General features: G+C 71.4%; 22 protein-coding genes and 1 pseudogene. 18 read left to right on the top strand and 5 right to left on the bottom strand.

Translation table 11 applies throughout. The features are described from left to right. The 8 genes and pseudogenes from ACJ8AN_RS41295 to ACJ8AN_RS41260 all read left to right on the top strand — a co-directional run. Positions 1 to 278, top strand: a pseudogene (locus ACJ8AN_RS41295) (peptidylprolyl isomerase); the annotation flags it as partial. 141 nt (positions 279 to 419) lie between these two features. Further along, on the top strand, positions 420 to 1,541 hold the full coding sequence (locus ACJ8AN_RS41290) for a hypothetical protein (protein WP_407761138.1): 1,122 nt from the start codon (positions 420 to 422) through the stop codon (positions 1,539 to 1,541). Between the two features lie 9 nt (positions 1,542 to 1,550). Continuing rightward, the gene (locus tag ACJ8AN_RS41285) at positions 1,551 to 1,724 is read left to right on the top strand and encodes a hypothetical protein (protein WP_407761137.1); all 174 of its coding nucleotides are present in this window, start codon (positions 1,551 to 1,553) and stop codon (positions 1,722 to 1,724) included. Positions 1,725 to 1,766: 42 nt separating this feature from the next. Further along, positions 1,767 to 2,168, top strand: coding sequence for a phage holin family protein (locus ACJ8AN_RS41280; RefSeq protein WP_407761136.1), 402 nt, complete (start codon positions 1,767 to 1,769; stop codon positions 2,166 to 2,168). Positions 2,169 to 2,481: 313 nt separating this feature from the next. After that, positions 2,482 to 3,741 carry a hypothetical protein gene (locus ACJ8AN_RS41275; protein ID WP_407761135.1) on the top strand — a complete coding sequence of 420 codons (1,260 nt, stop codon included), beginning with the start codon at positions 2,482 to 2,484 and terminating at the stop codon, positions 3,739 to 3,741. Positions 3,742 to 3,790: 49 nt separating this feature from the next. Continuing rightward, positions 3,791 to 4,768, top strand: a complete 978-nt coding sequence (locus tag ACJ8AN_RS41270) for a DMT family transporter (RefSeq protein ID WP_407761134.1) — start codon at positions 3,791 to 3,793, stop codon at positions 4,766 to 4,768. A 52-nt stretch (positions 4,769 to 4,820) separates the two neighbouring features. After that, the gene (locus ACJ8AN_RS41265) at positions 4,821 to 6,041 is read left to right on the top strand and encodes a hypothetical protein (RefSeq protein WP_407761133.1); all 1,221 of its coding nucleotides are present in this window, start codon (positions 4,821 to 4,823) and stop codon (positions 6,039 to 6,041) included. Between the two features lie 224 nt (positions 6,042 to 6,265). Next, positions 6,266 to 6,892, top strand: coding sequence for a TIGR02265 family protein (locus tag ACJ8AN_RS41260; RefSeq protein ID WP_407761132.1), 627 nt, complete (start codon positions 6,266 to 6,268; stop codon positions 6,890 to 6,892). 46 nt (positions 6,893 to 6,938) lie between these two features. On the opposite strand, the gene ACJ8AN_RS41255 is transcribed toward ACJ8AN_RS41260, so the two are convergent. Beyond that, complete coding sequence (locus ACJ8AN_RS41255; RefSeq protein ID WP_407761131.1) at positions 6,939 to 7,973, bottom strand: alpha-hydroxy acid oxidase; 1,035 nt, start codon at positions 7,971 to 7,973, stop codon at positions 6,939 to 6,941. A 130-nt stretch (positions 7,974 to 8,103) separates the two neighbouring features. On the opposite strand from ACJ8AN_RS41255, the gene ACJ8AN_RS41250 reads away from it, so the two are divergent. The 3 genes from ACJ8AN_RS41250 (at position 8,104) to ACJ8AN_RS41240 (ending at position 9,932) form a co-directional block, all read left to right on the top strand. Beyond that, a complete protein-coding gene (locus ACJ8AN_RS41250; protein WP_407761130.1) occupies positions 8,104 to 9,060 on the top strand; it encodes a DUF2381 family protein in 957 nt (318 codons plus the stop codon). A gap of 2 nt (positions 9,061 to 9,062) precedes the next feature. Continuing rightward, entirely contained in the window at positions 9,063 to 9,551 is a 489-nt protein-coding gene (locus ACJ8AN_RS41245; RefSeq protein ID WP_407761129.1) for a serine/threonine protein kinase, read from the top strand. 114 nt (positions 9,552 to 9,665) lie between these two features. Further along, on the top strand, positions 9,666 to 9,932 hold the full coding sequence (locus ACJ8AN_RS41240) for a helix-turn-helix domain-containing protein (protein WP_407761128.1): 267 nt from the start codon (positions 9,666 to 9,668) through the stop codon (positions 9,930 to 9,932). A 100-nt stretch (positions 9,933 to 10,032) separates the two neighbouring features. Here the strand turns inward: ACJ8AN_RS41240 and ACJ8AN_RS41235 are convergent, their stop codons facing one another. Further along, a complete protein-coding gene (locus ACJ8AN_RS41235) occupies positions 10,033 to 11,160 on the bottom strand; it encodes a spore photoproduct lyase family protein (protein WP_407761127.1) in 1,128 nt (375 codons plus the stop codon). Between the two features lie 187 nt (positions 11,161 to 11,347). Between ACJ8AN_RS41235 and ACJ8AN_RS41230 the strand changes: the two genes are divergently transcribed. Further along, on the top strand, positions 11,348 to 11,590 hold the full coding sequence (locus ACJ8AN_RS41230) for a hypothetical protein (protein ID WP_407761126.1): 243 nt from the start codon (positions 11,348 to 11,350) through the stop codon (positions 11,588 to 11,590). Between the two features lie 107 nt (positions 11,591 to 11,697). On the opposite strand, the gene ACJ8AN_RS41225 is transcribed toward ACJ8AN_RS41230, so the two are convergent. Continuing rightward, entirely contained in the window at positions 11,698 to 12,783 is a 1,086-nt protein-coding gene (locus ACJ8AN_RS41225; protein WP_407761125.1) for an aldo/keto reductase, read from the bottom strand. 137 nt (positions 12,784 to 12,920) lie between these two features. Between ACJ8AN_RS41225 and ACJ8AN_RS41220 the strand changes: the two genes are divergently transcribed. The 3 genes from ACJ8AN_RS41220 (at position 12,921) to ACJ8AN_RS41210 (ending at position 16,290) form a co-directional block, all read left to right on the top strand. Next, positions 12,921 to 13,703 carry a murein L,D-transpeptidase family protein gene (locus ACJ8AN_RS41220; protein WP_407761124.1) on the top strand — a complete coding sequence of 261 codons (783 nt, stop codon included), beginning with the start codon at positions 12,921 to 12,923 and terminating at the stop codon, positions 13,701 to 13,703. A 136-nt stretch (positions 13,704 to 13,839) separates the two neighbouring features. Then, positions 13,840 to 14,685 carry an aldo/keto reductase gene (locus ACJ8AN_RS41215; RefSeq protein ID WP_407761123.1) on the top strand — a complete coding sequence of 282 codons (846 nt, stop codon included), beginning with the start codon at positions 13,840 to 13,842 and terminating at the stop codon, positions 14,683 to 14,685. A 126-nt stretch (positions 14,686 to 14,811) separates the two neighbouring features. After that, a complete protein-coding gene (locus ACJ8AN_RS41210; protein WP_407761122.1) occupies positions 14,812 to 16,290 on the top strand; it encodes a methyl-accepting chemotaxis protein in 1,479 nt (492 codons plus the stop codon). Positions 16,291 to 16,303: 13 nt separating this feature from the next. On the opposite strand, the gene ACJ8AN_RS41205 is transcribed toward ACJ8AN_RS41210, so the two are convergent. Together ACJ8AN_RS41205 and ACJ8AN_RS41200 are read right to left on the bottom strand one after the other, a co-directional pair. After that, the gene (locus ACJ8AN_RS41205; RefSeq protein ID WP_407761121.1) at positions 16,304 to 16,465 is read right to left on the bottom strand and encodes a hypothetical protein; all 162 of its coding nucleotides are present in this window, start codon (positions 16,463 to 16,465) and stop codon (positions 16,304 to 16,306) included. Between the two features lie 19 nt (positions 16,466 to 16,484). Next, positions 16,485 to 16,982, bottom strand: coding sequence for a hypothetical protein (locus ACJ8AN_RS41200; RefSeq protein ID WP_407761120.1), 498 nt, complete (start codon positions 16,980 to 16,982; stop codon positions 16,485 to 16,487). 485 nt (positions 16,983 to 17,467) lie between these two features. On the opposite strand from ACJ8AN_RS41200, the gene ACJ8AN_RS41195 reads away from it, so the two are divergent. The 3 genes from ACJ8AN_RS41195 to ACJ8AN_RS41185 all read left to right on the top strand — a co-directional run bounded on the left by ACJ8AN_RS41195 (position 17,468) and on the right by ACJ8AN_RS41185 (position 19,628). Continuing rightward, the gene (locus tag ACJ8AN_RS41195) at positions 17,468 to 17,818 is read left to right on the top strand and encodes a helix-turn-helix transcriptional regulator (protein WP_407761119.1); all 351 of its coding nucleotides are present in this window, start codon (positions 17,468 to 17,470) and stop codon (positions 17,816 to 17,818) included. Positions 17,819 to 17,992: 174 nt separating this feature from the next. Further along, complete coding sequence (locus ACJ8AN_RS41190; RefSeq protein ID WP_407761118.1) at positions 17,993 to 18,490, top strand: hypothetical protein; 498 nt, start codon at positions 17,993 to 17,995, stop codon at positions 18,488 to 18,490. A gap of 121 nt (positions 18,491 to 18,611) precedes the next feature. Next, positions 18,612 to 19,628: an alpha/beta hydrolase gene (locus ACJ8AN_RS41185; protein ID WP_407761117.1), complete on the top strand. Its 1,017-nt coding sequence runs from the start codon at positions 18,612 to 18,614 to the stop codon at positions 19,626 to 19,628. Positions 19,629 to 19,645 lie beyond the last annotated feature (17 nt).

Below are 19,645 nucleotides of genomic sequence, written 5' to 3'. Positions count from 1 at the left end.
TCGACGATGAGGAGACGCGCCAGGAGGTGGAGCTGCGACTGAGAATCGCCCTGGCCCTGGGCGCCATCGTCCAGCGCGACGGCCTCACCATTACCCCGGCGCTCGTGGAGAAGCTGCTGCGCGAGGAGGCCGAGTCGCAGGGCCTGTCCCCCGCCGAGGTGGCCGCCGCCCTGAAGGCGGACCCCCAGGCCCAGAGCCGCATCGAGCAGGCCGCCTGGCACCTCATGGCGGTGGACCACGTCATGAAGAAGGCGAAAATCGAGTTCGAGGGCGCCTGAGCCCCGAGTCGCCGGCCAGCCGAGCCCGAGGTTGTGTGCCCGTCGTGCGTGCGCGGACATGCGGGCTCGGCCGCCGTGCCTTGCCGGGAGCCGTTCAGCGTCTCACGTTTGACCCGACGGAATGGCTTTCCGGAGGGATGGATGCTGCAACCGCTGATGGTGCTGCTGGCCGCCGCGAGCCTCGGCTCGGCCGGTACGACGACGGCGCCGCCGCACTGCACGGTCGACACCGGCCCGGTGCGCCTCACCGTCCTGCGGCACGAGGACTGCGCGGAGCTGACGCGGTTGCGCCAGGAGCGTGAGCGGTTGCGCCAGCGGTGGAGCGAGGTGCGCGGGCAGGCGGGCGGGGACGAGGCGAGCGCCACGGGAGGCTCGGGCGAGGAAGGCCTGTCCGAATCGCGGAGGCCCGCCGAGCCGCCGCCGCCCTCGGAGCCGCCGGTGGAAGCGAAGCCCGCGGTAGCGGAGAGCGCGGTGACGGAGGAGCTGCGCGCGCTGCGCCAGGAGGTAGCGCAGCTGCACGAGTCCTTGAAGGAAGCCGAGGCCCGGCTCGCCGCGCCCGCCGCGCCCGCGGAGTCCAAGCCGGTGCGGGAGGAGAAGTCCGAGCGCGAGCAGGCGCTGGAGCTGCTGCGCAACACGGACGTGCTGACGGTGCAGAGCGCCAACCCGGCGGAGCGACAGGTGTTGGGGGAGGTGAACGTGGCCAACCGCACGCAGACGGGCGAGGTGGGCTTCGTGCTGGAGCCGCAGGTGCGGGTGGGCACGCCGTGGAACGTGGAGTTCGGCGCGGGGGCGCAGCTGCAGAACCTCGCGGGCGAGCAGCAGGGCACCACGGGGGCGGTGGAGGCCTATGCGCTGGGGCAGCTGGTGCAGGAGAAGGGGGCGGTGCCGATGGTGGCGCTGTGGGGCCAGGTGACGAGCCCCCAGGGCGAGGAGGGCGTGAGCGCCGAGGCCCGCGTGCTGGCGACGAAGACGTTCGGCCAGACGCGGCTGCACGGCAACGTGGGCTACAGCGCGCGCCAGGACTCGGCGGATGACTACCTGCTGGGGCTCGCGGCGGACCATCCCATTGGAGACCGGCTGCTGTTGCAGGGGGACGCGTACTTCGTCAATCCGCTCGGGGACGAGGAGGCCTCGGTGAACGCGAGCGTGGGCACGGGCCTGCGGGTGGGCTCCTCGTTCGTGGTGACGGGGGCGGTGGGGGTGAACGCGCGGGCGGCGGACGTGGCGCCCCGGCTGCTGTTCGGAGTGCTCGGGCGCATCTAGGGAGGAGCCATGCCGATTCTCTATCTGCTGATGGGACTGGGGCTGCTGGCGCTGTGGCTCGTCGCCCTGGTGCAGGGGGGCGTGGCGGCGTGGTTCCTCTGGCTCACCTTCGGGGTGGCGGTGGGCGTGGTGGTGCTGTCCATTCTCAATGTGGCCTATGAGTCGCGGCGCCGGGCGAGCTGAGCCCCAGGCCGCGCCCGCGCGGCGGTCGAGAGGAGGAAGGCCATGGAGAGCCGGAGGATGCCCGAGGGGAGCCTGTCGACGAACGAGCTGTTCCGCCGGGCGATGAGCGAGGCGCGGCTGCTGGCGAAGGCGGAGCTGCTGCACGCGAAGGTGGAGCTCTCGCACGAGGTGCGCGCGGCGCGCGTCTCGGGGGTGTGCCTCGGGGGCGGGGCGGCCATGGCGCTGGTGGCCCTGGCGATGCTCTTCGTGGCGGGCGCGGCGGCGCTGGAGCTCCCCCTGTGGGCGGCGGCCCTGCTGGGCGCGGGCGTGGCGCTGGTGCTCGCGGCGCTCTTCGCGGCCATCGGCTGGGCGAAGCTGCCCAAGAAGCCCATGCGCCACACGCTGGAGCGCCTGTCCATGGACCTCGAGGAGCTGCGCGAGCAACTCCCACTCCTGCGGCACTGAGCGGGGCTCGGACGGAGCAGCCGCCCGCTCGCACGCCTCCACCGCGCGCGAGCCGCGGGGGGCCCCGGGGAACGGGTGCCGCCCCGAGCCGGGCCGCCAGGCCAGTGGGGGTAGGTGCTGTCGGGGGGGAGGCTCCGGTCGCGTTTTCCCGCAACTGGTCCGATGGTCGTACCAGTCGGGACGAAGTGCGACCGGAAGGGGCCTCGTTCCCGGCCACGAGAGCTCCCCTGACAGGACTTTCCCCACCTGGCTTAGGGTTGCGTGCGCGCGGCGCCATGAGGGCTCCCGCGGATTCGACTTCCGGAGACCTTGAATGCGGCTGCGCACCCCCCTCCTGCTGGGCCTGCTGACCGGCTGTGCCACCACGGCCTCCACCCAGAAGGAGACGCCCGCCGCCGGTGCCACCGTGGCTCCGGCCAGCAGCGTGACGGCTCCCGTGGCCTCGTCATCCGCGGAGGACTTGAAGGCGCTCGCCGCGCGCGAGCTGCCGCCGCTCACCCTCCAGCAGGTGTCCGCGCCGGATGGTTCCTTCACCGCCAAGGTGGAGGCCGCGGCCGAGCCCACCTTCCAGGAGCAGGACGGCGTGTTCGTGCTGAGCGTGCCGCTGGGGACGCGCAGCCCCATGACGTGCTTCGTCTACACCGAGCCGCTGGACGCGGGCGGCGCCCTCTACCGGCTGGTGCAGCTCGCCGGGCAGCACACGGCGCTCCAGCTCGTGCGCACCACGGACGTGCGGCTCATCGCCGACAGCCCGGCCGTGTACGCCGAGGCCCAGTACCTGGTGGACACGCCCCAGGGCAAGGCGGCGGGCCTGGCGAAGATGATGGTGCACACCCACGACCAGGTGCCGCTGGTGTGCACGCACGACGAGCTGGGCTACTCGGAGACGTTCGGGCGGATTACGCGCGGGCTGGCCGGCTCCATCAAGAGCGCCGCCGAGCCGCCGCGCCCCGCGCGCTACACCTCGTTCGACGTGCTGCGCGTGCAGGGCCACCCGGTGGGCTTCGAGCGGCGCGCCATGCACGAGGCCTCGGGGAGCTCGCGCCTCACCGAGGTGGAGACGAGCCTCTTCTTCCCGCGCTCGCCCCGGGAGCTCACCGTGCAGGACACCGTCTCCACGGAGCTGGCGGACAAGGACGGCCGGCTGGTGGCGCGCGACTACGCCCGGGCCACCAACGGGGAGCTCGACATCCAGATGTCGCTCGAGCAGGTGCAGGGCCGCGAGTACCGCTATGAGGGCAAGCACAGCGGCAAGGAGGTGAGTGGCACCTTCACCGCGCCGGAGGAGCTGCTGAGCGAGCCGGGCGCCGCCCGCGTGGTGCGCGAGCAGCTGCTGCCGGGCAAGAAGAAGGAGCTGACGATTCAGATTTATAGCCCCTCGGCGAACCCGGCGGGCTCCATCGCCCAGGTGCTGCGCAAGGAGGACGGCGAGCGCGAGGTGTCCGCGGAGACGGGCCCGCTCAAGGTGCGGCTCACGGTGGACGCCCTGGGCCTGGCGCAGAAGGTGGTGGTGCCGCTGGGCAACTCCGGGGAGCTGGTGCAGGAGCGGGTCAGTGTGAGTGGGACGCCCTGAAACTCCAGGTCCATGGCGGGGCGCCGTCACGCATGGTAGGGCGCCCCGCATGCCGTCCACGTCGTCGCCCGGGGCGTCTCGCGCCCGCCTGTTGCTCGCCTACATCGCTTGTTTCGTCCTCTGGGGCTCCACCTGGTCCGTGGTGAAGGTGGCGCTCGAGGACCTGCCGCCCCTGCGCTTCGCCGGTGCGCGGATGATGCTCGCGGGGCTGGTGCTGCTGCCCTTCAGTGGCCTGCGCCGCTCGCGGCCGGACGCGCGCACGCTGTGGACGCTCCTGGGCGTGGGCCTGCTCCAGATTGCCCTGCCCTACGGCCTGCTCTTCATCGCCCAGCAGTGGATTCCCTCCAGCTGGTCCGCGCTCCTCTTCTCCACCTACGCGGTGTGGCTGCTGCTGGTGGGGCGGATGCTGCTGCCGGACCAGCCACTCACCCCCCTCAAGCTCGTCTCCGCGGCGCTGGGACTCGTGGGTATCGTCGCGCTCCAGCACGAGCACCTGCGCGGGCTGAACCTCTCCGGCCTCGTGGTGGCCGGGTGCCTGCTCACGCTGCTGGCCACCGTCTCCATCTCGCTGGCCAACGTGCTGGTGCGGCGCTCGCTGGCGCACGTGCCCACGGGCCTCTCGGTGTGCGTGCAGACGCTGAGCAGCTCCGTGCTGCTGCTCGCCGCCTCGCTCGCCTTCGAGTCCCACCTGCCCGGCCACTGGACGCCCCGCGCGGTGGGGGCCATCGTGTACCTCGCGGTGGGGGCCACGGCGCTCACCTACCAGCTCCTCTTCTGGCTGCTGTCGCGCGTGCCGCTCGCCGTCGTGGGCGCCATGCCGCTGCTGGACACGCTGGTGGCGGTGGGGCTCGGCGTGGTGATGCTCGGCGAGCGCGTGGACTCCTCGCTGCTGCTGGGCGGCGCGCTCATCCTCTCCAGCGCGGCGCTGGCCAACCTCTCGCCCTCCGCGCCCCCGCCGCCCGAGGCCATCCCCGAGGCCCCGTCCTCCGGCGAGCCCCTGGCGCCCGCGCCGCGCCGGGCCGCGTAAGTACCCGGACGGATTCTCGCGCACGGGAAGCGCGCGGTAGCGTGGGCCCACCATGAAGCGATGCGGCGGCAACCGGTGGTGGGTGGACGACGCGACGCTCGTCATCCGGCGCGAGCGCGGCCTCTGGGACGTGCTCAAGGGCCTCGGCGTGCTGGTCCTGTCCGCGGGGCTCGTCCGCCTGTGGAAGGGCGGCGAGCCGGGCGTCGATGGGGTGGGCTACGTGGTGATGGGGGCTGGCTATGCCCTCTACTCGGCGCTGGGCGCGTGGGAGGTGACGCTCCACCGGGTGACGGGCCGCGTCCGCTGGCGCTTCGGGTTGGGGGTGCCCCTCTTCAAGCGGGAGCGGGCGGTGGCGGACACCGAGCGCGTCCAGCTTCTCGGCAAGCGGGGCCGGCGCACGGGGGCCTCGCCGCTGAAGACCTTTGGGGTGAACCTCGCCGGGGTGTCGGGCGCCGCGCCGCTCGCGGGCAGCGATGACTACGCCGAGGCCTTCGCGCTGGCCGAGGCCGTGGCCCGCCACCTGCGGCGGGGGCTTCAGGTGGAGGACGGGCGCGTGCGCGCGGTGGAGGAGTTGGATCCGCCCGAGCGCGCCCGGGCCCTGGCCCAGATGGAGGCGCGGCTGCTCGGCGCCGGGGAGGCCGCCGCGCTCGCGAGCACCCGGCCCGTGGAGCCGCCGCTGCCGCCTCCGCCGGGCTGCCGCATCCAGGTGCGCGAGGAGGGTGAGCAGCGGGTGGTGGAGCTGCCCGCGCCCGGGTGGGTGGGGCTGTACCGGCTGGAGGCGGTCGCCGGCGGCCTGGTGCTGCTCGCCTCGCTGGGGAGCCTTGGCTTATTCCTGTCCGTGCGCCACACGTTGATGGGCTTGCCGGGACTGTTCAGGCTGTTGCTGCCGGGACTGCTCGGGCTGCTGCTGCTCCCCCTGGGGCTCGGCGGTTTCGTGCTGCGCCGCACGTGGGCGCGCACCCGCACGGTCTGGCGCATCACCGTGTCGGGGCGCGGACTGGAGGTGGTGCATGCAGGGCCCGGCGCACCCCTCACGACGCGGCTGGCGGCGGGGCTCATCGAGGACGTCGACGTACGCGACCTCGTGGACGTCCGCATGCGCCTGCACGGCGGGCAGGCCATCCCCCTGCTCGTCATCGAGCGGCGGGACGGGGCGGCGTTGCTGCTCGGCGAGGGGCTGCCGCGCGAGGAGCTGGAGTGGGCGGCGGCCCGCGTGCGCCAGGAGCTCGCCGCGCTGTCCGAGGCGCGGCGCCAGGAATTGAGCGCCGGCTAGCGGCCCGGCTCCGGCACGCAATGGGGCAACTTGCCCCACGCCCCGCGAGCCTGTCGCTCACCCGACACCGGACACCCACGAGCCCGCTCCGGCCCGTACCCGGGGGGGCTTTTACGGGGAGCCTGGGGTGTGTCAGGATTTCCAGGAGATCTTCTATTGCGCGCCAGAAGCCCGTGGCAGTGGGCACGGGGGGCAGCGAAGCCCGCATCGGGGAGGGCGCAGGGATGACCGGCATCAGCGGAGAGTGGCAGGCGGTGCGTTCGGAGGCGGAGCAGGAGTTGGAGCAGCGGCTCTCCCTGGCCTCGTCCGAGGACATGGTGCGCGGCATGTTCTTCCGCAGCGTGCGCGAGGCGGTGCATGCGCTCGCGGGCCCGGAGGCGGTGGAGGACTGCCTGGCGGGCTGCACGAGCGGCGGCGGCTTCGTGGACTTCTTCGCCTACCCGACGCGCGACTTCCTGCGGGTGCTGCGGCGGGCGGCGCGGCGCATGAGCGGGGCGGTGGGAGGCTTCGAGGGGGCGATGCGGGTGCTGGGGCACCTGGGCACGGCGGCGTTCCTGGAGAGCCCGGCGGGCAACGCGGCGCACGTGGTGCTGGCGGGCTCGCCGAGGCAGGTGCTGGAGAACCTGCCCCTGGCCTACCGGCTGATGATGCCGGCGGGCGGGACGATGACGGTGTCGCGGGACGGGTACACGCGCAGCCGGGTGCTGCTCACGCGCGACTTCCTGCCGTGCTCGTACATGGAGGGCTCGCTGGAGGCGCAGCTGAAGAAGGCGGGCGCCAGCGGCCTGCGCGTCACCGGGCGGCGCACGGGCTCGCTCTCCAGCGAGTATGAGCTGTCCTGGACGAACTGAAGTGACGAGCTGAAGCGTCGCACCGGAGTGACGGAGTCGAGCGCGCTCAACGCGGTGGAGCGAGCACGTCGGGGCCCACGCTGGAGAGGCGGGGCAGGCCGGCGAGCGCGAGCGCATGGGCGGTGTCCTCGCGCAGGCCCTCGAGCAGCTCGCGCACGCCGTCGGCGCCGCCGGTGGCCAGGGCCCAGAGCACGGGCCGGCCGAGCAGCACCGCGCGGGCCCCGAGCGCCAGGGCGCGCAGCACGTCCCGGCCCGAGCGCACCCCCCCATCCACGAGCACGGGGACGCGGCCCTCGGCGGCTTCCACCACCTCGGGGAGGGCGTCGGCGGTGGCGAGGGCGCCGTCGAGCTGGCGGCCGCCGTGGTTGGAGACGATGAGGCCGGCGGCGCCGTGGCGGAGGGCTTCGCGGGCGTCATCGGCGCGCAGCACGCCCTTGACGAGCACGGGCAGGCCGGAGTCGGCGTGGAGGCGGGAGATGTCCTCGAAGGTGACGTCGGGGGCCTGCTCGGCGAGCTCGCGGCGGGTGAGGCCGGCGAGGTTGGCGAGGAAGTCCTCGTCGCTCAGCGGCAGGCCCACGTCGCCGCGCTGGGTGCGGCGCTTGCGGCCGACGTAGGGGGTATCGGCGGTGAGGACGAGGGCGCGGGCGCCGGAGGCCCTGGCGCGCTGGACGAGGTCGCGGGTGAGGGAGCGGTCGCGGAAGACGTAGACCTGGAACCACCAGGGGCCGGCGCGGGAGGCGACGTCCTCGAGGCGACGGGAGGAGCGGGAGGAGAGGACGAGGAGGGAGCCGGCGTCGCGGGTGCCCTGGGCGGTGGCGAGCTCGGCGTCGGGGTGGGCGAGCGAGTGGAAGGCGGTGGGGGCGACGAGGATGGGGGAGGAGAGGGGGGAGCCGAGCAGCTCGGTGGAGGTGTCGACGGAGGAGACGTCGCGGAGGATGCGGGGGCGGAGGCGGAGGCGGGCCCAGGCGGCGGCGTTGTCGGCGAGGGTGGACTCCTCGCCGGAGCCACCGGCGAAGTAGTCGAACACCACCTGGGGGAGCCGCTCGCGAGCCCGGGCCTCCAGCGCTTCGTAGGGGAGCATGGTGGGGGAGCTTACACAGCTCACGCCCTCTCCTTCCGACAGGGAATGAGGGCGGAACGGTTCGCGGGCAGCTTCCCGGGCCCGGTCGTCTGGACGTTCGTTCGGGTTATCGGATAGGTTGTCCCGCTTCATGCGGAACTTCTTACCTCTGCGGTCTGCTCTACTTGTCGTCCTTTGGGCGTCCGTGTCCATGGCCCAGGAACGCGAGGCCGAGTCTCGGAGCTTCTACCTTTCGGAAAGCCCGAGGGACGTAGCCCGCCCGGTGTACGTCGCCGGTGAGAGGGTAACCGTTCTCCGGTTCCAGCAGCCCTGCACCGAGGCAGGAACGAAAATGCTGGGGTGGGAAGGTCGTTTCGAGCCGGTGACGTGTGCCGGGAAGCGAGTGCTTGTTGAACCGCTCCAAGACCTCAAGCCAGAGGATCGCTTCCTCTTGCTGGTGACGCTCGCGGACGGGAAAGAGCTGCCCTTCACCGTGACGGCACGAGAGGGGCGGTTTGATCATCAGGTGAACGTCTTCCTGGACCTCGAGAGCCCGGATGCAGCCCGCAGGCGACTGGCAGATGCCTACGTCAGGGAGCGCACGCTTGAAGCGGAGAACGAACGGCTCCGAAAAGAGCAAGCCTCTACCAGTCACGCCTACGCCGCGCTATTGGCCAGCGGCGAAGTGAATAACACGCCCTTTCGTCGCGAGAGCAAGTGGCGAGTCGATCTCGGAGGCGCCGTGGTTGATATTTATATCTATTCTGCCAGGAAAGTGCAGAAAGCGGCTGTCCTGTTTCATGTGACCAATAACCAATTGGACGTGCCTTGGAAGCTAAAGGAAGTCCAGTTATCGGCCATGCTCAGCAGGCAATCCTTCGACGAACCTGTGCGGACGGGCGAGAAGAAGGAGTTTGCCTTGCGCATGAGTCGCGACGAAATTCAGCGCGGGGAGTCAGGCTATATTGCTGTCGTTGCGGACAAGAGCGCTTTCATTTCAAAAGATGGACCGGTCCATCTTGTTCTTGAGTTGTTCCGGCAGGATGGTCTTCAGCAAGCCGTTGTTCTTTTGGATCATCGAATTGTAGAGGAGAAGGGAACGCGTTAGCCATGTCCGTGAAAAAGCTCCTTGCGCTCCCTGTTATTGTCCTGCTGCCTTTGATCACCGCGTGCCCGCCTGCTGGCGTGTCTCTTCGTTCCGATGGCAGTCCCGGTCCGGAGAAGTGTTCCGAAAAGGCGTTGGAGGTCATGCGCATTCTGCGGATGCGTGTAGGTGATGCCGCTGACGCGCACCTCGACGCGAATCAAATAGATGCAAGTCCAGTCATCGTTTACGACGGTCCGATTGAAAGCTACTTGACCGAATCGCTTGGTACGCTAGAGCCCGGAACTCGCCTTTACGGGCAGGCGTGGACCGGAGGGTTTCAGGTCGTCGTCCGGTATTATGAGGCGCACCCTCCAGATGGCGACAAGGTGCCAATCTGCGCGGTCGCTCGCCTCGGTCGCGGCCAGATGCGGAAAAAGGCCGAGTCCAAGCCGGGGAGCGCCCTCCTCGAACATGGCGCGGTGTCGGTTTTCGTAGTCGATTCGTTCCGGTAAGGGTCATCCGAGCGTCCCGGAGTGGCGCCCGACGCCCCCGAACCTGGAATCCATGCGAACGGATGGATTTTCGCGGTGAAACGCCGGAGGAAACCCGTGGCGGGCAGGGCGTCCATGCGAGCGGATGGAAACGACGGTTCCCCCGCCTGGCTCCCGGCGTTGGCGGGGGCGGTGCGCAGGCAGCGCAAGGCGCTCGGGCTGACGCAGCAGGAGGTGAGTGAGCTGGCGGGGTGTGGGCCTGTCTTCATCTACGACCTGGAGAGCGGGAGGAAGCCCACGTTGCGCCTGGACAAGCTGTTGGACGTGCTCGCCGTGCTGGGATTGCAGCTGACGCTGGAGCCAGGAAAGCAGCGCCTGCGAGTGGGTGAGCGGCTGGCATGACACGGCCCACGGACGTCGAGCGCGCGGAGGTCTGGCGGGAGCCGACACGGTGGGGGACCGGCGGTCCTCGCCCCCGGGCGGGTGTTGGCGAGCGCGCAGCTCAGAACGCGTAACGCACGCGGCAGTACGGCAGGCGCCGCGCGAGCAGCTGTTGGAATTCCTCGACGAGCCGGCCCTTGTAGCCCGAGCGGTAGCGCACGTTGGCGCCGCCGCCCTGGGACACCTTGGCCTCCTGCAGCTCGGGGCGCCACAGCAGCTCCTCGGCCTTGGGGTGCCAGCGCAGGTTCACCTCGTGCAGGCGCTCGTTGTGGGTGAGGAAGATGACCTCGGCGGCCAGCTGCTCCTTCGCCTTGTCACCAATGCTGTCATCCACCTGCTGGAAGAGCGCGTCCCACTCGGCCTGCCAGCCGTCGGTGACCACGACGGGCGAGAAGTTGAGGTGCACCTCGTAGCCGGCGGCCACGAAGTCGTCGATGGCTCCAATCCGCTCGGCGATGGGGCTGGTGCGCACGTCGAGCAGCTTCGCCTTCTCATGGGGCATGAGGCTGAAGCGGAGGCGCGTCTTGCCCCGGGGCGCGTAGGAGAGCAGCTCGCGGTTGACGAGCTTGGTGGCGAACGAGCCCATGGCGTTGGGCAGCGTGGTGAAGAGCCGCACCAGGTCGCGCACGTTGTCGCTCAGCGCCGCGTCGGCCGAGCCATCGCTGTTGCAGCCAATGTCATACACCCAGTAGCGCGGGTCCACGGTGTTGGGCTCCGTCTTGGGCCCGAGCTTCCCCGCGTGGCGGCGGATGGCGGCGGCAATCTGCTCGATGTTGACGAAGACGGTGATGGGGTTGGCATAGCCCTTGTGCCGAGGCACGTAGCAGTACGCGCACGCCATGGTGCAGCCGTTGGCGGCCGAGGGCGGAAGGAAGTCGGCGCTGCGGCCATTGGGCTCGAAGTGCATGGACTTCTTCACGCCGAGCACCAGGGTGCTGCCTTTAATCCGATTCCACGACTCGGCATTGCCCTCGTTGCCGAAGAGGCCGGGGATGTTCCAGTGCGAGCGCACGGGCACCCGCTCGGCGTCGGGGAAGCGCGCGAGCAGGTCGCGTCCGCGGGTGAAGTGCTCGACCTCGGGCTCGAGGTAGATGCGGGACACGCGCAGCAGGTGCTCGAGTGGTCCGGGGGGACGCGGGGTGGGGGGAAAGAGGTCCAGGTTCATCAAGACGACAGTGGGATGCGCCACGACGCACCGCGTTCCCCTCGGGAAGTCGGGCCGGAGACGGGGAAACGGGCGAGGGCCCGGGGGGTAGTCCCCTTGCGGGGCGGGCCTGGGTTACCATCCCGGCGTCTCTGGCCAGGACGGACGACGCATGACCCCCAGCGAGTCAAGAAGGCTCATCAATCTCCAGCAGGAGAGGCTCCGCCGGGGCATGCCGCGCTACCACCGTGAGCCCATCCAGACGTGGCGCCGCAAGGTGAAGCTGACGCTGGCGGCCACGATGCTGCTGGGGCTGCTGGCGGGGCTGCTGTCCATCGCCATGGAGTCCGTGGACGACGAGCGGGGCGTGGCGAAGGACGAGGGGTCCTTGTTCGACGATTCCGGCTTCATGTCGGGGGGAGACTCCGCGGCGGGCTCGGCGTGGTTCGCCACCGAGGGCGGCGGGAAGCGCTGAGCGCCCCCTTCCGGTCGCGTTTGGCGCGAACTGGTCCGACTGTCGGACCAGTTGCGGGAAAACGCGCCGGGCAGGCCCCCCTGTTCCGGGCGTCGTTTCAGTAGCGCTCAGTAGCGCTTGGAGTCCGGCCTGGGCGCCACGGGCGAGACGGGCGCGGAGGTGCCGTTGACGGTGATGCCGCCGTGCATGAAGGAGGGGGCGCCCTGGAGGAAGCCGGCGGGGAAGTTGAGGCTGGGCTTGGACACCTCGTCGAGCGCGGCCACGTGGGCGGGCGAGAGCTTCACGTCGAGCGCGGCCACGTTGTCCTCCAGTTGCGCGAGCGTGCGCGCGCCGATGATGGTGGAGGTGACGCCGGGGCGGTTCTGCACCCACGCGAGCGCCACGTGGGCCGGCGTGTTGTCCAGCTCCTTCGCCACGCGCAGCAGCACGTCGATGATGTTGTAGGCGCGCTCGCCGAGGTTGCTCTCCACCCACGCGCCGCGGTCCGCCTTCACCTTGCCGGCGTTCTCGCGGGTGTACTTGCCGCTGAGCACGCCGCTCTTGAGGGGGGACCAGGGCGTGACGCCCAGGCCGAGCTCGCGCGCCATGGGAATCAGCTCGCCCTCCACGGTGCGCTCCAGCAGCGAGTATTCAATCTGCAGCGCGACGAGCGGCGTCCACCCGCGGAAGTGCGCGGTGAGCTGGGCCTGGGCGACCTTCCACGCGGGGGTATCGGAGAAGCCGATGTAGCGGACCTTGCCCGCGCGCACGAGGTCATCCAGCGCGCGCATCGTCTCCTCGATGGGCGTGTGCCTGTCCCAGGCGTGCATCCACAGCAGGTCGATGTAGTCGGTCTGCAGGCGGCGCAGGGACTCGTGGGTGGCGGAGATGAGCGACTTGGCGCCGGCGCCGCCGCCGTTGGGGTCCCCGGGGAAGAGGTTGCCGTAGAACTTGGTGGCGAGGACGACGCGGTCGCGCTTGGAGGGGGTGCGGCCGATGTGGTCGCCGATGATTTTCTCCGAGTGGCCCAGCGTGTAGACGTTGGCGGTATCGATGAAGTTGCCGCCCAGGGCCAGGTAGCGGTCGAGGATGGCCTGGGTGGTCTCGACGCTGGAGCCCCAGCCGAGGTCCTCGCCGAAGGTCATGGCGCCGAGGCAGAAGGGGCTGACGCGCAGGCCGGAGCGGCCCAGGGTGACGTAGTGGTTGAGAGGCATGGTGTGTGGGGAGACTCCCGGAGAAGGGGAGCGCAGTGCTAACGCGGCCCCGCGCCCCTCGCCACGGCTCCGCCGAAGATGTGATGGCCTCGTGACACGCGAGGGAACGGCGGTGGGCGCCGGGGCGTCCACGGGGCATGACGCGATGGCTCTTCGTGGTGGGACTGCTGACGGTGCTCCCGGCGTGGGCGAAGGACGTGGCGAAGGACCCGGCCGGGGCGCGGGCGGAGGCACGGGCCGCACGCACGGCGGACGCCAGGGTGGAAGCGGCGCGCCGGGCGAAGGAGCGGGGATTGGCGCGAACCTTCGAGGCGGCGGGAGTCTCCTGGCCGCCCGAGGAGCTGTACGTCCGGGCCTTCAAGCAGGAGCGGGAGCTGGAGGTGTGGGCGGGCGCGAGGGGCCAGCCGTTGCGGAAGGTGAAGACGTTCCCCTTCTGCGCGGCGTCGGGGGACGTGGGGCCCAAGCGGCGCGAGGGCGATGAGCAGGTGCCCGAGGGCTTCTACACGCTGGACCAGTTCAACCCGCGCAGCCAGTTCCACCTGTCCATGCGGGTGAGCTACCCGAACGACGCGGACCGGCGCGTGGGGGAGCGGCCGCTCGGGGGCGCCATCTACGTGCACGGCGACTGCGCGAGCATCGGCTGCATCGCCATCCAGGACGGCCCCATCGAGGAGCTGTACCTCATGGTGCTCGAGGCGCGGGGGCGGATGCGGCGGGACGTGCCCATCCACATCTTCCCGGGCCGGCTGGACGAGCGGGGCCTGGCCGCGCTCGAGCGCCACCCGAGGGCCACGCCGGAGCTGCTCGCCTTCTGGCGCTCGCTGGAGCCGGGCTGGCGCCTCTTCGAGCAGACGCACCGCCCGCCCCGGGTGAAGGTGGACCCGAGGACGGGCGCCTACGCCGTCGAACCGGGCCGCTAGCCGGGCGGGGACGCGCGGGGGCTCGCCGCGCGTTGGCTCTCCTGAAAGGCGAGTGTGGGGCGGGGAACGCCGGGCCCGTGCGGACATGGCCGGCGGAGGCGGACTCCCGCGAGCCTCGGGTGAACGGGGGAGGCACATGGACAAGCGCGTCTTCGGTTCCACGGGAGTAGCGGTGCCGGTGCTCGGGCAGGGCACCTGGCAGATGGAGGGGGACGGCCGGGCGGAGGCCATCCGCGCGCTCCAGGCGGGGTTGGACCTGGGGATGACGCACGTGGACACCGCGGAGCTCTACGGCTACGGCGAGGTGGAGGAGCTGGTGGCCGAGGCGCTCGCCGGGCGGCGCGAGGAGGTGTTCCTCGTGTCCAAGGTGATGCCCAACAACGCCACCTACGCCGGGACGCTCCAGGCCTGCGAGCGCAGCCTCGAGCGGCTGAAGACGGACTGGCTGGACTGCTACCTGCTGCACTGGCCGGGGCCGCACCCGCTGGCGGAGACGTTGCGCGCCTTCGAGCGGCTGCGCGAGGACGGGAAGATCCGCTCCTGGGGGGTGAGCAACTTCGACGTGGACGACCTGGAGGAGGCGCTGGCGATCGCCGGGCCGGGCCGTATGGCCTGCAACCAGGTGCTCTACCACCTGCGCGAGCGGCACATCGAGCACCGGGTGGTGCCGTGGTGCGAGCGGCACGGGGTGGCGGTGGTGGGCTACAGCCCCTTTGGCAGCGGCGACTTCCCGGAGCCGGACAGCGCGGACGGGCGGGTGCTGGCCGAGGTGGCGCGGGCGCACGGGGCCTCGCCGCGCCAGGTGGCGCTGGCCTTCCTGGTGCGCCGGCGCTCGCTCTTCGCCATCCCCAAGTCCAGCCACCAGGCCCATACCGGGGACAACGCGGCGGCCGCCCGGCTGCACCTCACGGCGGAGGACCTGGCCCGGCTGGAGGCCGCCTTCCCTCCGGGCCCCCTCCAGCGTGGGTTGCCCGGGGTGTAGGGAGAGGTGACTCCGGATCCAGGCCGGGCAGGCGGGCGAGCACGAATGCCTCCGCCGGACGAGGCCCGGCGTCTGATACCGTGCGCGGACGGGAACGGGTCCCCCCCCGCACCCCTGGCCGCGCCCATGGACACCACCTTCCACCGCTCTCCCGAAACCAAGGAGACCTACCGCGAGTTCATGCTCACGCGCGGTCCAACCCGGCTGCGTCAGTTGGGGCTCATCGCCCTGACGGCGACGCCGGTGCTCTTCGCGCTGGACGTGCTGTACGTGCTGGCGACGCGGCACGGCGAGACGGGCCTGGGAGGCATCGCGCTCGCGCGGCTGCCCTGGGCGGCGATTCCGCTGCTGATGCTGTCCCTGCGCGAGCTGTTGAGCCTCACGGCGATTCCGCGCGCGGTGTTCTGGGCCACGGCGGCGTTCGCCATCGGCAACGAGTGGGCCTTCTACCAGTTGGGCACGGCGGGCTCGGGCCACCACGTGGTGATGGTGTTCCTGAACGTGCTCACGGGGCCGTCGCTGCTGCCGGGGGGCCGCAAGGCGCGCTTTGGCTTCTACGGGCTGCTGACGCTGGCGCACGTGCTCTTCGACATGCTCCTGTCGGACGCGCCGCTGGCGTCCGCGCTGGTGATGGACGCGACGCTGCTGGCGGGCTCGGTGGCGGTGGGCTTCCTGCTGGAGACGCTGCACCGCGGGCACCAGCACCAGTTCGAGCTGCGCCGCGACATGACGCGCGCGCTGCGCGAGCTGGAGGCCTCGCGCGGCAAGGTGGTGGAGACGGGGCGGACGCTGGCGGGCTCGGCGCACGTGCTCTCCTCCACCATCACGGAGATGTCGCAGCAGGCGGCGCTGGTGCGCTCCTCGGCGATGCGGATCGCGACGGCGAGCGAGCAGATGGCGAGCGCGGCCGGAGCGCTCTTCCGGCACTCGCGGGCGAGCGCCACGCAGGCCGGGGAGGCGCAGCGCTACACGGGCGAGGTGGACACGCTCATCAGCGGGATGGAGACGAGCCTGTCGGCCATCGGCCAGGCGGTGGGGCGCAGCGCGCTGAGCGTGCAGAAGCTGGAGGAGAGCTCCGAGCGCATCCACGGCTTCGTGGAGACCATCCAGGAGATGGCGGCGGCGACGAACATGCTGGCGCTCAACGCGGGGATTGAAGCGGCGCGGGCGGGAGACCACGGGCGGGGCTTCGCGGTGGTGGCCAAGGAAGTGGGCAAGCTGGCCGAGGAGTCCGGGCGCAGCTCGGCGCGCATTGGCGAGGTGGTGGGCGGGGTGACGCGGCAGATGTCCGAGACGCTTCAGGCGGTGGGGCACATCCGCGAGACGACGGAGCGCTTCACGCCGGTGCTGGAGTCGGCGCGCACCACCCTGCGCTCCATCCGCGAGATCGTCTTGCAGAACCAGAAGCTGATGGAGAAGAGCTCGGGGGAGGCGGAGCGTCAGGCGGAGCAGACGACGCACATCTCCCAGGGCTGCGCCATGCTGCTGGAGCTGGTGGACACGTACGCGCAGATGGGCACGGACGTGGCGGCCACCGCGATGAAGCTCGGGCTGATGGCGGACGAGCTGCGCAAGCTGCTGCCGGACGAGCAGCTGAAGTCCTAGGGCCTGCGCTTCCTCACTCCTGGCGGAACACCTCGAGGTGCGCCTTCTCCAGGGGCGGGAGGTACTTCTCGTCCCGCGGGCTCACCGCCGCGGCATGGCCCCCCACTTCGAGGAGCAACGCGAGCGGGTGCGAAGCCTCGTCGCGTGCCAGGCTGCCGCGGGCGGCTCCCTTCACGGATGAGGCGCGCTGACGCCTACTTCTCGTGCGTCTGGGCCCAGTAGGAGATGAGGGCCTCGTCATCGACGATGCGGGAGTGGAAGTGGTCCCACAGGTCGGTGATGGCGACGGCGTGGCCCTTGGAGAGCCTGGGCGTGAGGTAGAGGGCGTAGTAGTCGGCGCCGCTGCCATCGTCGACGGGGCCCATCTTCTCGAGCGGGCGGCGGGTGACGGGGCACAGCAGCGTGCAGCGCGTGCCCGGGGCGATGTCGGTGAAGCCCGTCTTGCGCTTGTCGCCGTGCAGCGGCGAGAGGTGCACCAGCCCCTCGCGCCCATCCGGCGTGCGCACCAGGAGGCTGACGGCCGCGTAGCCGCTGAACTTCACGTCCGAGAAACCCACGAGGTTGTCACCCTCGGGCCCGTAGGCCTGGGTCACCACGAGCGTCACGCGGTCGGAGACCGGCTGCACGTTCTCGTGCTGCGGGGGAAGGTCGCGAACCTGGACGTTGGGCAGGTCGATGAATTCCTTGGTCATCGTGGGGGTCTCCGGCGGGGGGGAACCGAAACATAACGGCAGAGGTTTCGCGCGAATACCCCTGAGTCCGTATCGTACCCGCGCGCGCGTCCCGAAGGGCACACTCGGAGCGAATCACGGCCTTTCGCGGAGCGCGGGTCCGTGAGCGCGGGCGTACCCGGGCACGAAGTTTCCGGCCGGGCTGTGCTGCTCGAGCAGGTGCGGCCCCCCTACCTGAAGGGCTGTCCGTCACCCCGGCGGCCGCGCGAGGCCAGGACGGGTTTCCCGCGCGTGGAGCCCGGAAGCCGGCGCGCGGCGCTCCCTCGGGGTGCTGACTCCGGGAGTCGGGTAGGAAGCGGAGGCCCGACGTGGCATACCATACCTCCCGAGACAGCTCGTCCTGGCTCAACCCCTGGAATGGGTAGTGGGCATTGACACGATGTAGCAAGTACGTAAGGTTGGGACGCATCGAGCGCACCGCCCGCGCCGCTCTTGGAGACCCGTGTATGCCCAGGCTCTCGGCCCGTGTTGAACGTCCCCTGGCGATGACCCTGGCAGCCGCGGCCCATGCCGCCCGCATGCGCGCGGCCCTCACCCAGGCCGAGGTGGCGCGCCGGGTGGGCGTGCAGCTCGAGGTGTACGGCCGCATCGAGCGCGGCGAGATGTTCCCCAGCGTCCCCACCCTGCGCCGCATCTGCGTGGCGCTGGAGATTCCCTCCGACGAGCTGCTGGGACTGGAGGCCCGCGAGTCCACGGACCTGCACCGGCTGGTGCGTGCCGCACGCGGGCTCAAGGTGTCCCACCTCCGGCTGCTGCACCTGCTGGCGGAGCAACTCCACGTACCTCCGCGGGAGTAGGCCCCGCGCCCAGGAAAACATGGCTCGCGGCTCCGAGTTCCAGTAGAGCGCTCCCCGGGAAGACACCGTGGATGAAGAGTCCCAGTCTCTCCCTCGTCCGTGCGCGGACGGGACGGGCCGGAGTCCATCGCCGGGTATTCGCGACGGATACCCGTAAATAAGAGGGGAAACATCATGATGAAGCGTCAACTGACCGTGGTGGCCGCGCTGGCTCTCATGGCGAGCCAGACCGCCTGCTACACCACGCGTATCGTCACCGCGCGCGCGCCCGAGGGCCCGTCCTATACGGATCGGCAGTGGTTCACGGTGGGCGGGCTCGCGGGCCTGTCGCAGCCGGCGGGACAGCACTGCCAGAACGGCCTGTCGTGGGCGGAGAGCAAGCTGAGCGGCACCGACTGGCTCATCAACGCCGGCCTGGCCGTGGCCGGTGGCATCGCCGGCGGGCTGGCGTGCCAGGGCGATTCGGTGCAGCAGACCTCGTGCGCGACCGTCGGCGCGTGGCTGGTGCCCTTCCTGCTGTCCTCGCGGACGGTGGAGTACACCTGCGCCGCCGGGGCTCCCGCCGGCCAGCCGTGGATGCCGCAGCAGCAGCACAACATGCAGCAGCCGCCCCCGCCCGCGCAGCCCGCGCAGCCCGCGCCGGCTCCCGCGGCTCCGCAGTCGGCGCAGTGAGGCCGCGCTGACGGTCCTTCCTGGCGCCTGGGGCTCTCCCGGGCGCCGGGGATGCGGAGGGCGCTCGGAGACGGGCGTGCCCCACCCGGCTCCTCGGGAACCCCTCGGGTAGAGTCCGAGCATGGATTCGCTCCTGCTCCTCCCCAGCCTCTGTGGCACGGCCGCCCGGACCCTGCTGCGCCGCATGCGCCACGGCCCCCTGCGCCCGGGCTGGACGTATGTCTTCGAGTCCTTCATCGCCTTCGCGGGCAGCCGGCCGCCCATGCCGGATGCGGCGTCCACGCGGGCCTTCCGCCGCACCATGGAGAAGCTGGCGCCCGCCGCCCTGCCGGAGCGGGTGGTGAAGCGCACGCGCGTGGACGCGGGCGGCGTGCCGGCCCAGTGGATGACGCCGGCCGCGGGCGCCAAGGGCACGGTGGTGCTCTTCCTCCACGGGGGCGCGTATGTGATGGGCTCGGCCGAGCAGTACCGGAGCTTCTGCGGACAGCTGGCGCGGGACACGGGGGCGCGGTTGCTCGTGCCGGACTGGCGCCTGGCGCCCGAGCACCCCTACCCGGCGGGGCTCGAGGACGCGCTGGCGGTGTGGCGGTGGCTGCGGAGCACGGGCGTGGAGGCGTCGCGGGTGGTGCTGGCGGGGGACTCGGCGGGCGGAGGGCTGGCGCTGGCGATGCTGGTGGCGCTGGCCGGGGCCGGCGAGCCGATGCCCGTGGGCGCGGCGCTGTTCTCTCCGTGGGTGGACCTGGCCTGCGAGGCGCCGAGCCACGTGGAGAACGCGCCGTATGACTTCCTCGACCGCGAGCAACTGCTCACCTTCGCGCGCTTCTACGCCGGAGCGCTGGAGTTGAAGGACTCGCGCGTGTCGCCGCTGCGCGCGTCGCTGCGAGGACTGCCGCCGCTCTTCCTCCAGTCGGGAGGCGCGGAGCTCTTCCGGGACGCGGTGGGCGAGCTCGCCGAGCGGGCCCGGGCCGCCGGGGTGCCCGTGACGCTGGACGTGTGCGAGCACCTGCCGCACGTGCCGTGCTCGTTCGGGGCGATGGTGCCCTCGGCCCGCGAGGCCTATGCGCGTGCGGTGGCCGCCCTGGGACGCATGGTGGACGACGCGGAGCGGGGCGCGGTGCCGGAGAAGGTGGCGGGGTGATGACTCCCCGATGATGG

It is taken from the genome of Archangium sp. (genome assembly GCF_045802675.1).
In the GTDB taxonomy this organism is placed as follows: Bacteria; Myxococcota; Myxococcia; order Myxococcales; family Myxococcaceae; genus Archangium.
Note: the sequence above shows the minus strand (reverse complement) of the source record. Positions and strands in the feature narration are given on the sequence as shown.

Bases quoted from the DNA above. Each gene is read 5' to 3' on its own strand.
- ACJ8AN_RS41185 (WP_407761117.1), top strand. From the start codon at position 18,612: ATGGATTCGCTCCTGCTCCTCCCCAGCCTCTGTGGCACGGCCGCCCGG.
- ACJ8AN_RS41220 (WP_407761124.1), top strand. From the start codon at position 12,921: ATGACGCGATGGCTCTTCGTGGTGGGACTGCTGACGGTGCTCCCGGCG.
- ACJ8AN_RS41270 (WP_407761134.1), top strand. From the start codon at position 3,791: ATGCCGTCCACGTCGTCGCCCGGGGCGTCTCGCGCCCGCCTGTTGCTC.
- ACJ8AN_RS41275 (WP_407761135.1), top strand. From the start codon at position 2,482: ATGCGGCTGCGCACCCCCCTCCTGCTGGGCCTGCTGACCGGCTGTGCC.
- ACJ8AN_RS41195 (WP_407761119.1), top strand. From the start codon at position 17,468: ATGCCCAGGCTCTCGGCCCGTGTTGAACGTCCCCTGGCGATGACCCTG.
- ACJ8AN_RS41290 (WP_407761138.1), top strand. From the start codon at position 420: ATGCTGCAACCGCTGATGGTGCTGCTGGCCGCCGCGAGCCTCGGCTCG.
- ACJ8AN_RS41190 (WP_407761118.1), top strand. From the start codon at position 17,993: ATGATGAAGCGTCAACTGACCGTGGTGGCCGCGCTGGCTCTCATGGCG.
- ACJ8AN_RS41265 (WP_407761133.1), top strand. From the start codon at position 4,821: ATGAAGCGATGCGGCGGCAACCGGTGGTGGGTGGACGACGCGACGCTC.
- ACJ8AN_RS41255 (WP_407761131.1), bottom strand. From the start codon at position 7,973: ATGCTCCCCTACGAAGCGCTGGAGGCCCGGGCTCGCGAGCGGCTCCCC.
- ACJ8AN_RS41230 (WP_407761126.1), top strand. From the start codon at position 11,348: ATGCCGCGCTACCACCGTGAGCCCATCCAGACGTGGCGCCGCAAGGTG.
- ACJ8AN_RS41240 (WP_407761128.1), top strand. From the start codon at position 9,666: ATGCGAGCGGATGGAAACGACGGTTCCCCCGCCTGGCTCCCGGCGTTG.
- ACJ8AN_RS41215 (WP_407761123.1), top strand. From the start codon at position 13,840: ATGGACAAGCGCGTCTTCGGTTCCACGGGAGTAGCGGTGCCGGTGCTC.
- ACJ8AN_RS41200 (WP_407761120.1), bottom strand. From the start codon at position 16,982: ATGACCAAGGAATTCATCGACCTGCCCAACGTCCAGGTTCGCGACCTT.
- ACJ8AN_RS41250 (WP_407761130.1), top strand. From the start codon at position 8,104: ATGCGGAACTTCTTACCTCTGCGGTCTGCTCTACTTGTCGTCCTTTGG.
- ACJ8AN_RS41280 (WP_407761136.1), top strand. From the start codon at position 1,767: ATGGAGAGCCGGAGGATGCCCGAGGGGAGCCTGTCGACGAACGAGCTG.
- ACJ8AN_RS41260 (WP_407761132.1), top strand. From the start codon at position 6,266: ATGACCGGCATCAGCGGAGAGTGGCAGGCGGTGCGTTCGGAGGCGGAG.
- ACJ8AN_RS41210 (WP_407761122.1), top strand. From the start codon at position 14,812: ATGGACACCACCTTCCACCGCTCTCCCGAAACCAAGGAGACCTACCGC.
- ACJ8AN_RS41285 (WP_407761137.1), top strand. From the start codon at position 1,551: ATGCCGATTCTCTATCTGCTGATGGGACTGGGGCTGCTGGCGCTGTGG.
- ACJ8AN_RS41225 (WP_407761125.1), bottom strand. From the start codon at position 12,783: ATGCCTCTCAACCACTACGTCACCCTGGGCCGCTCCGGCCTGCGCGTC.
- ACJ8AN_RS41245 (WP_407761129.1), top strand. From the start codon at position 9,063: ATGTCCGTGAAAAAGCTCCTTGCGCTCCCTGTTATTGTCCTGCTGCCT.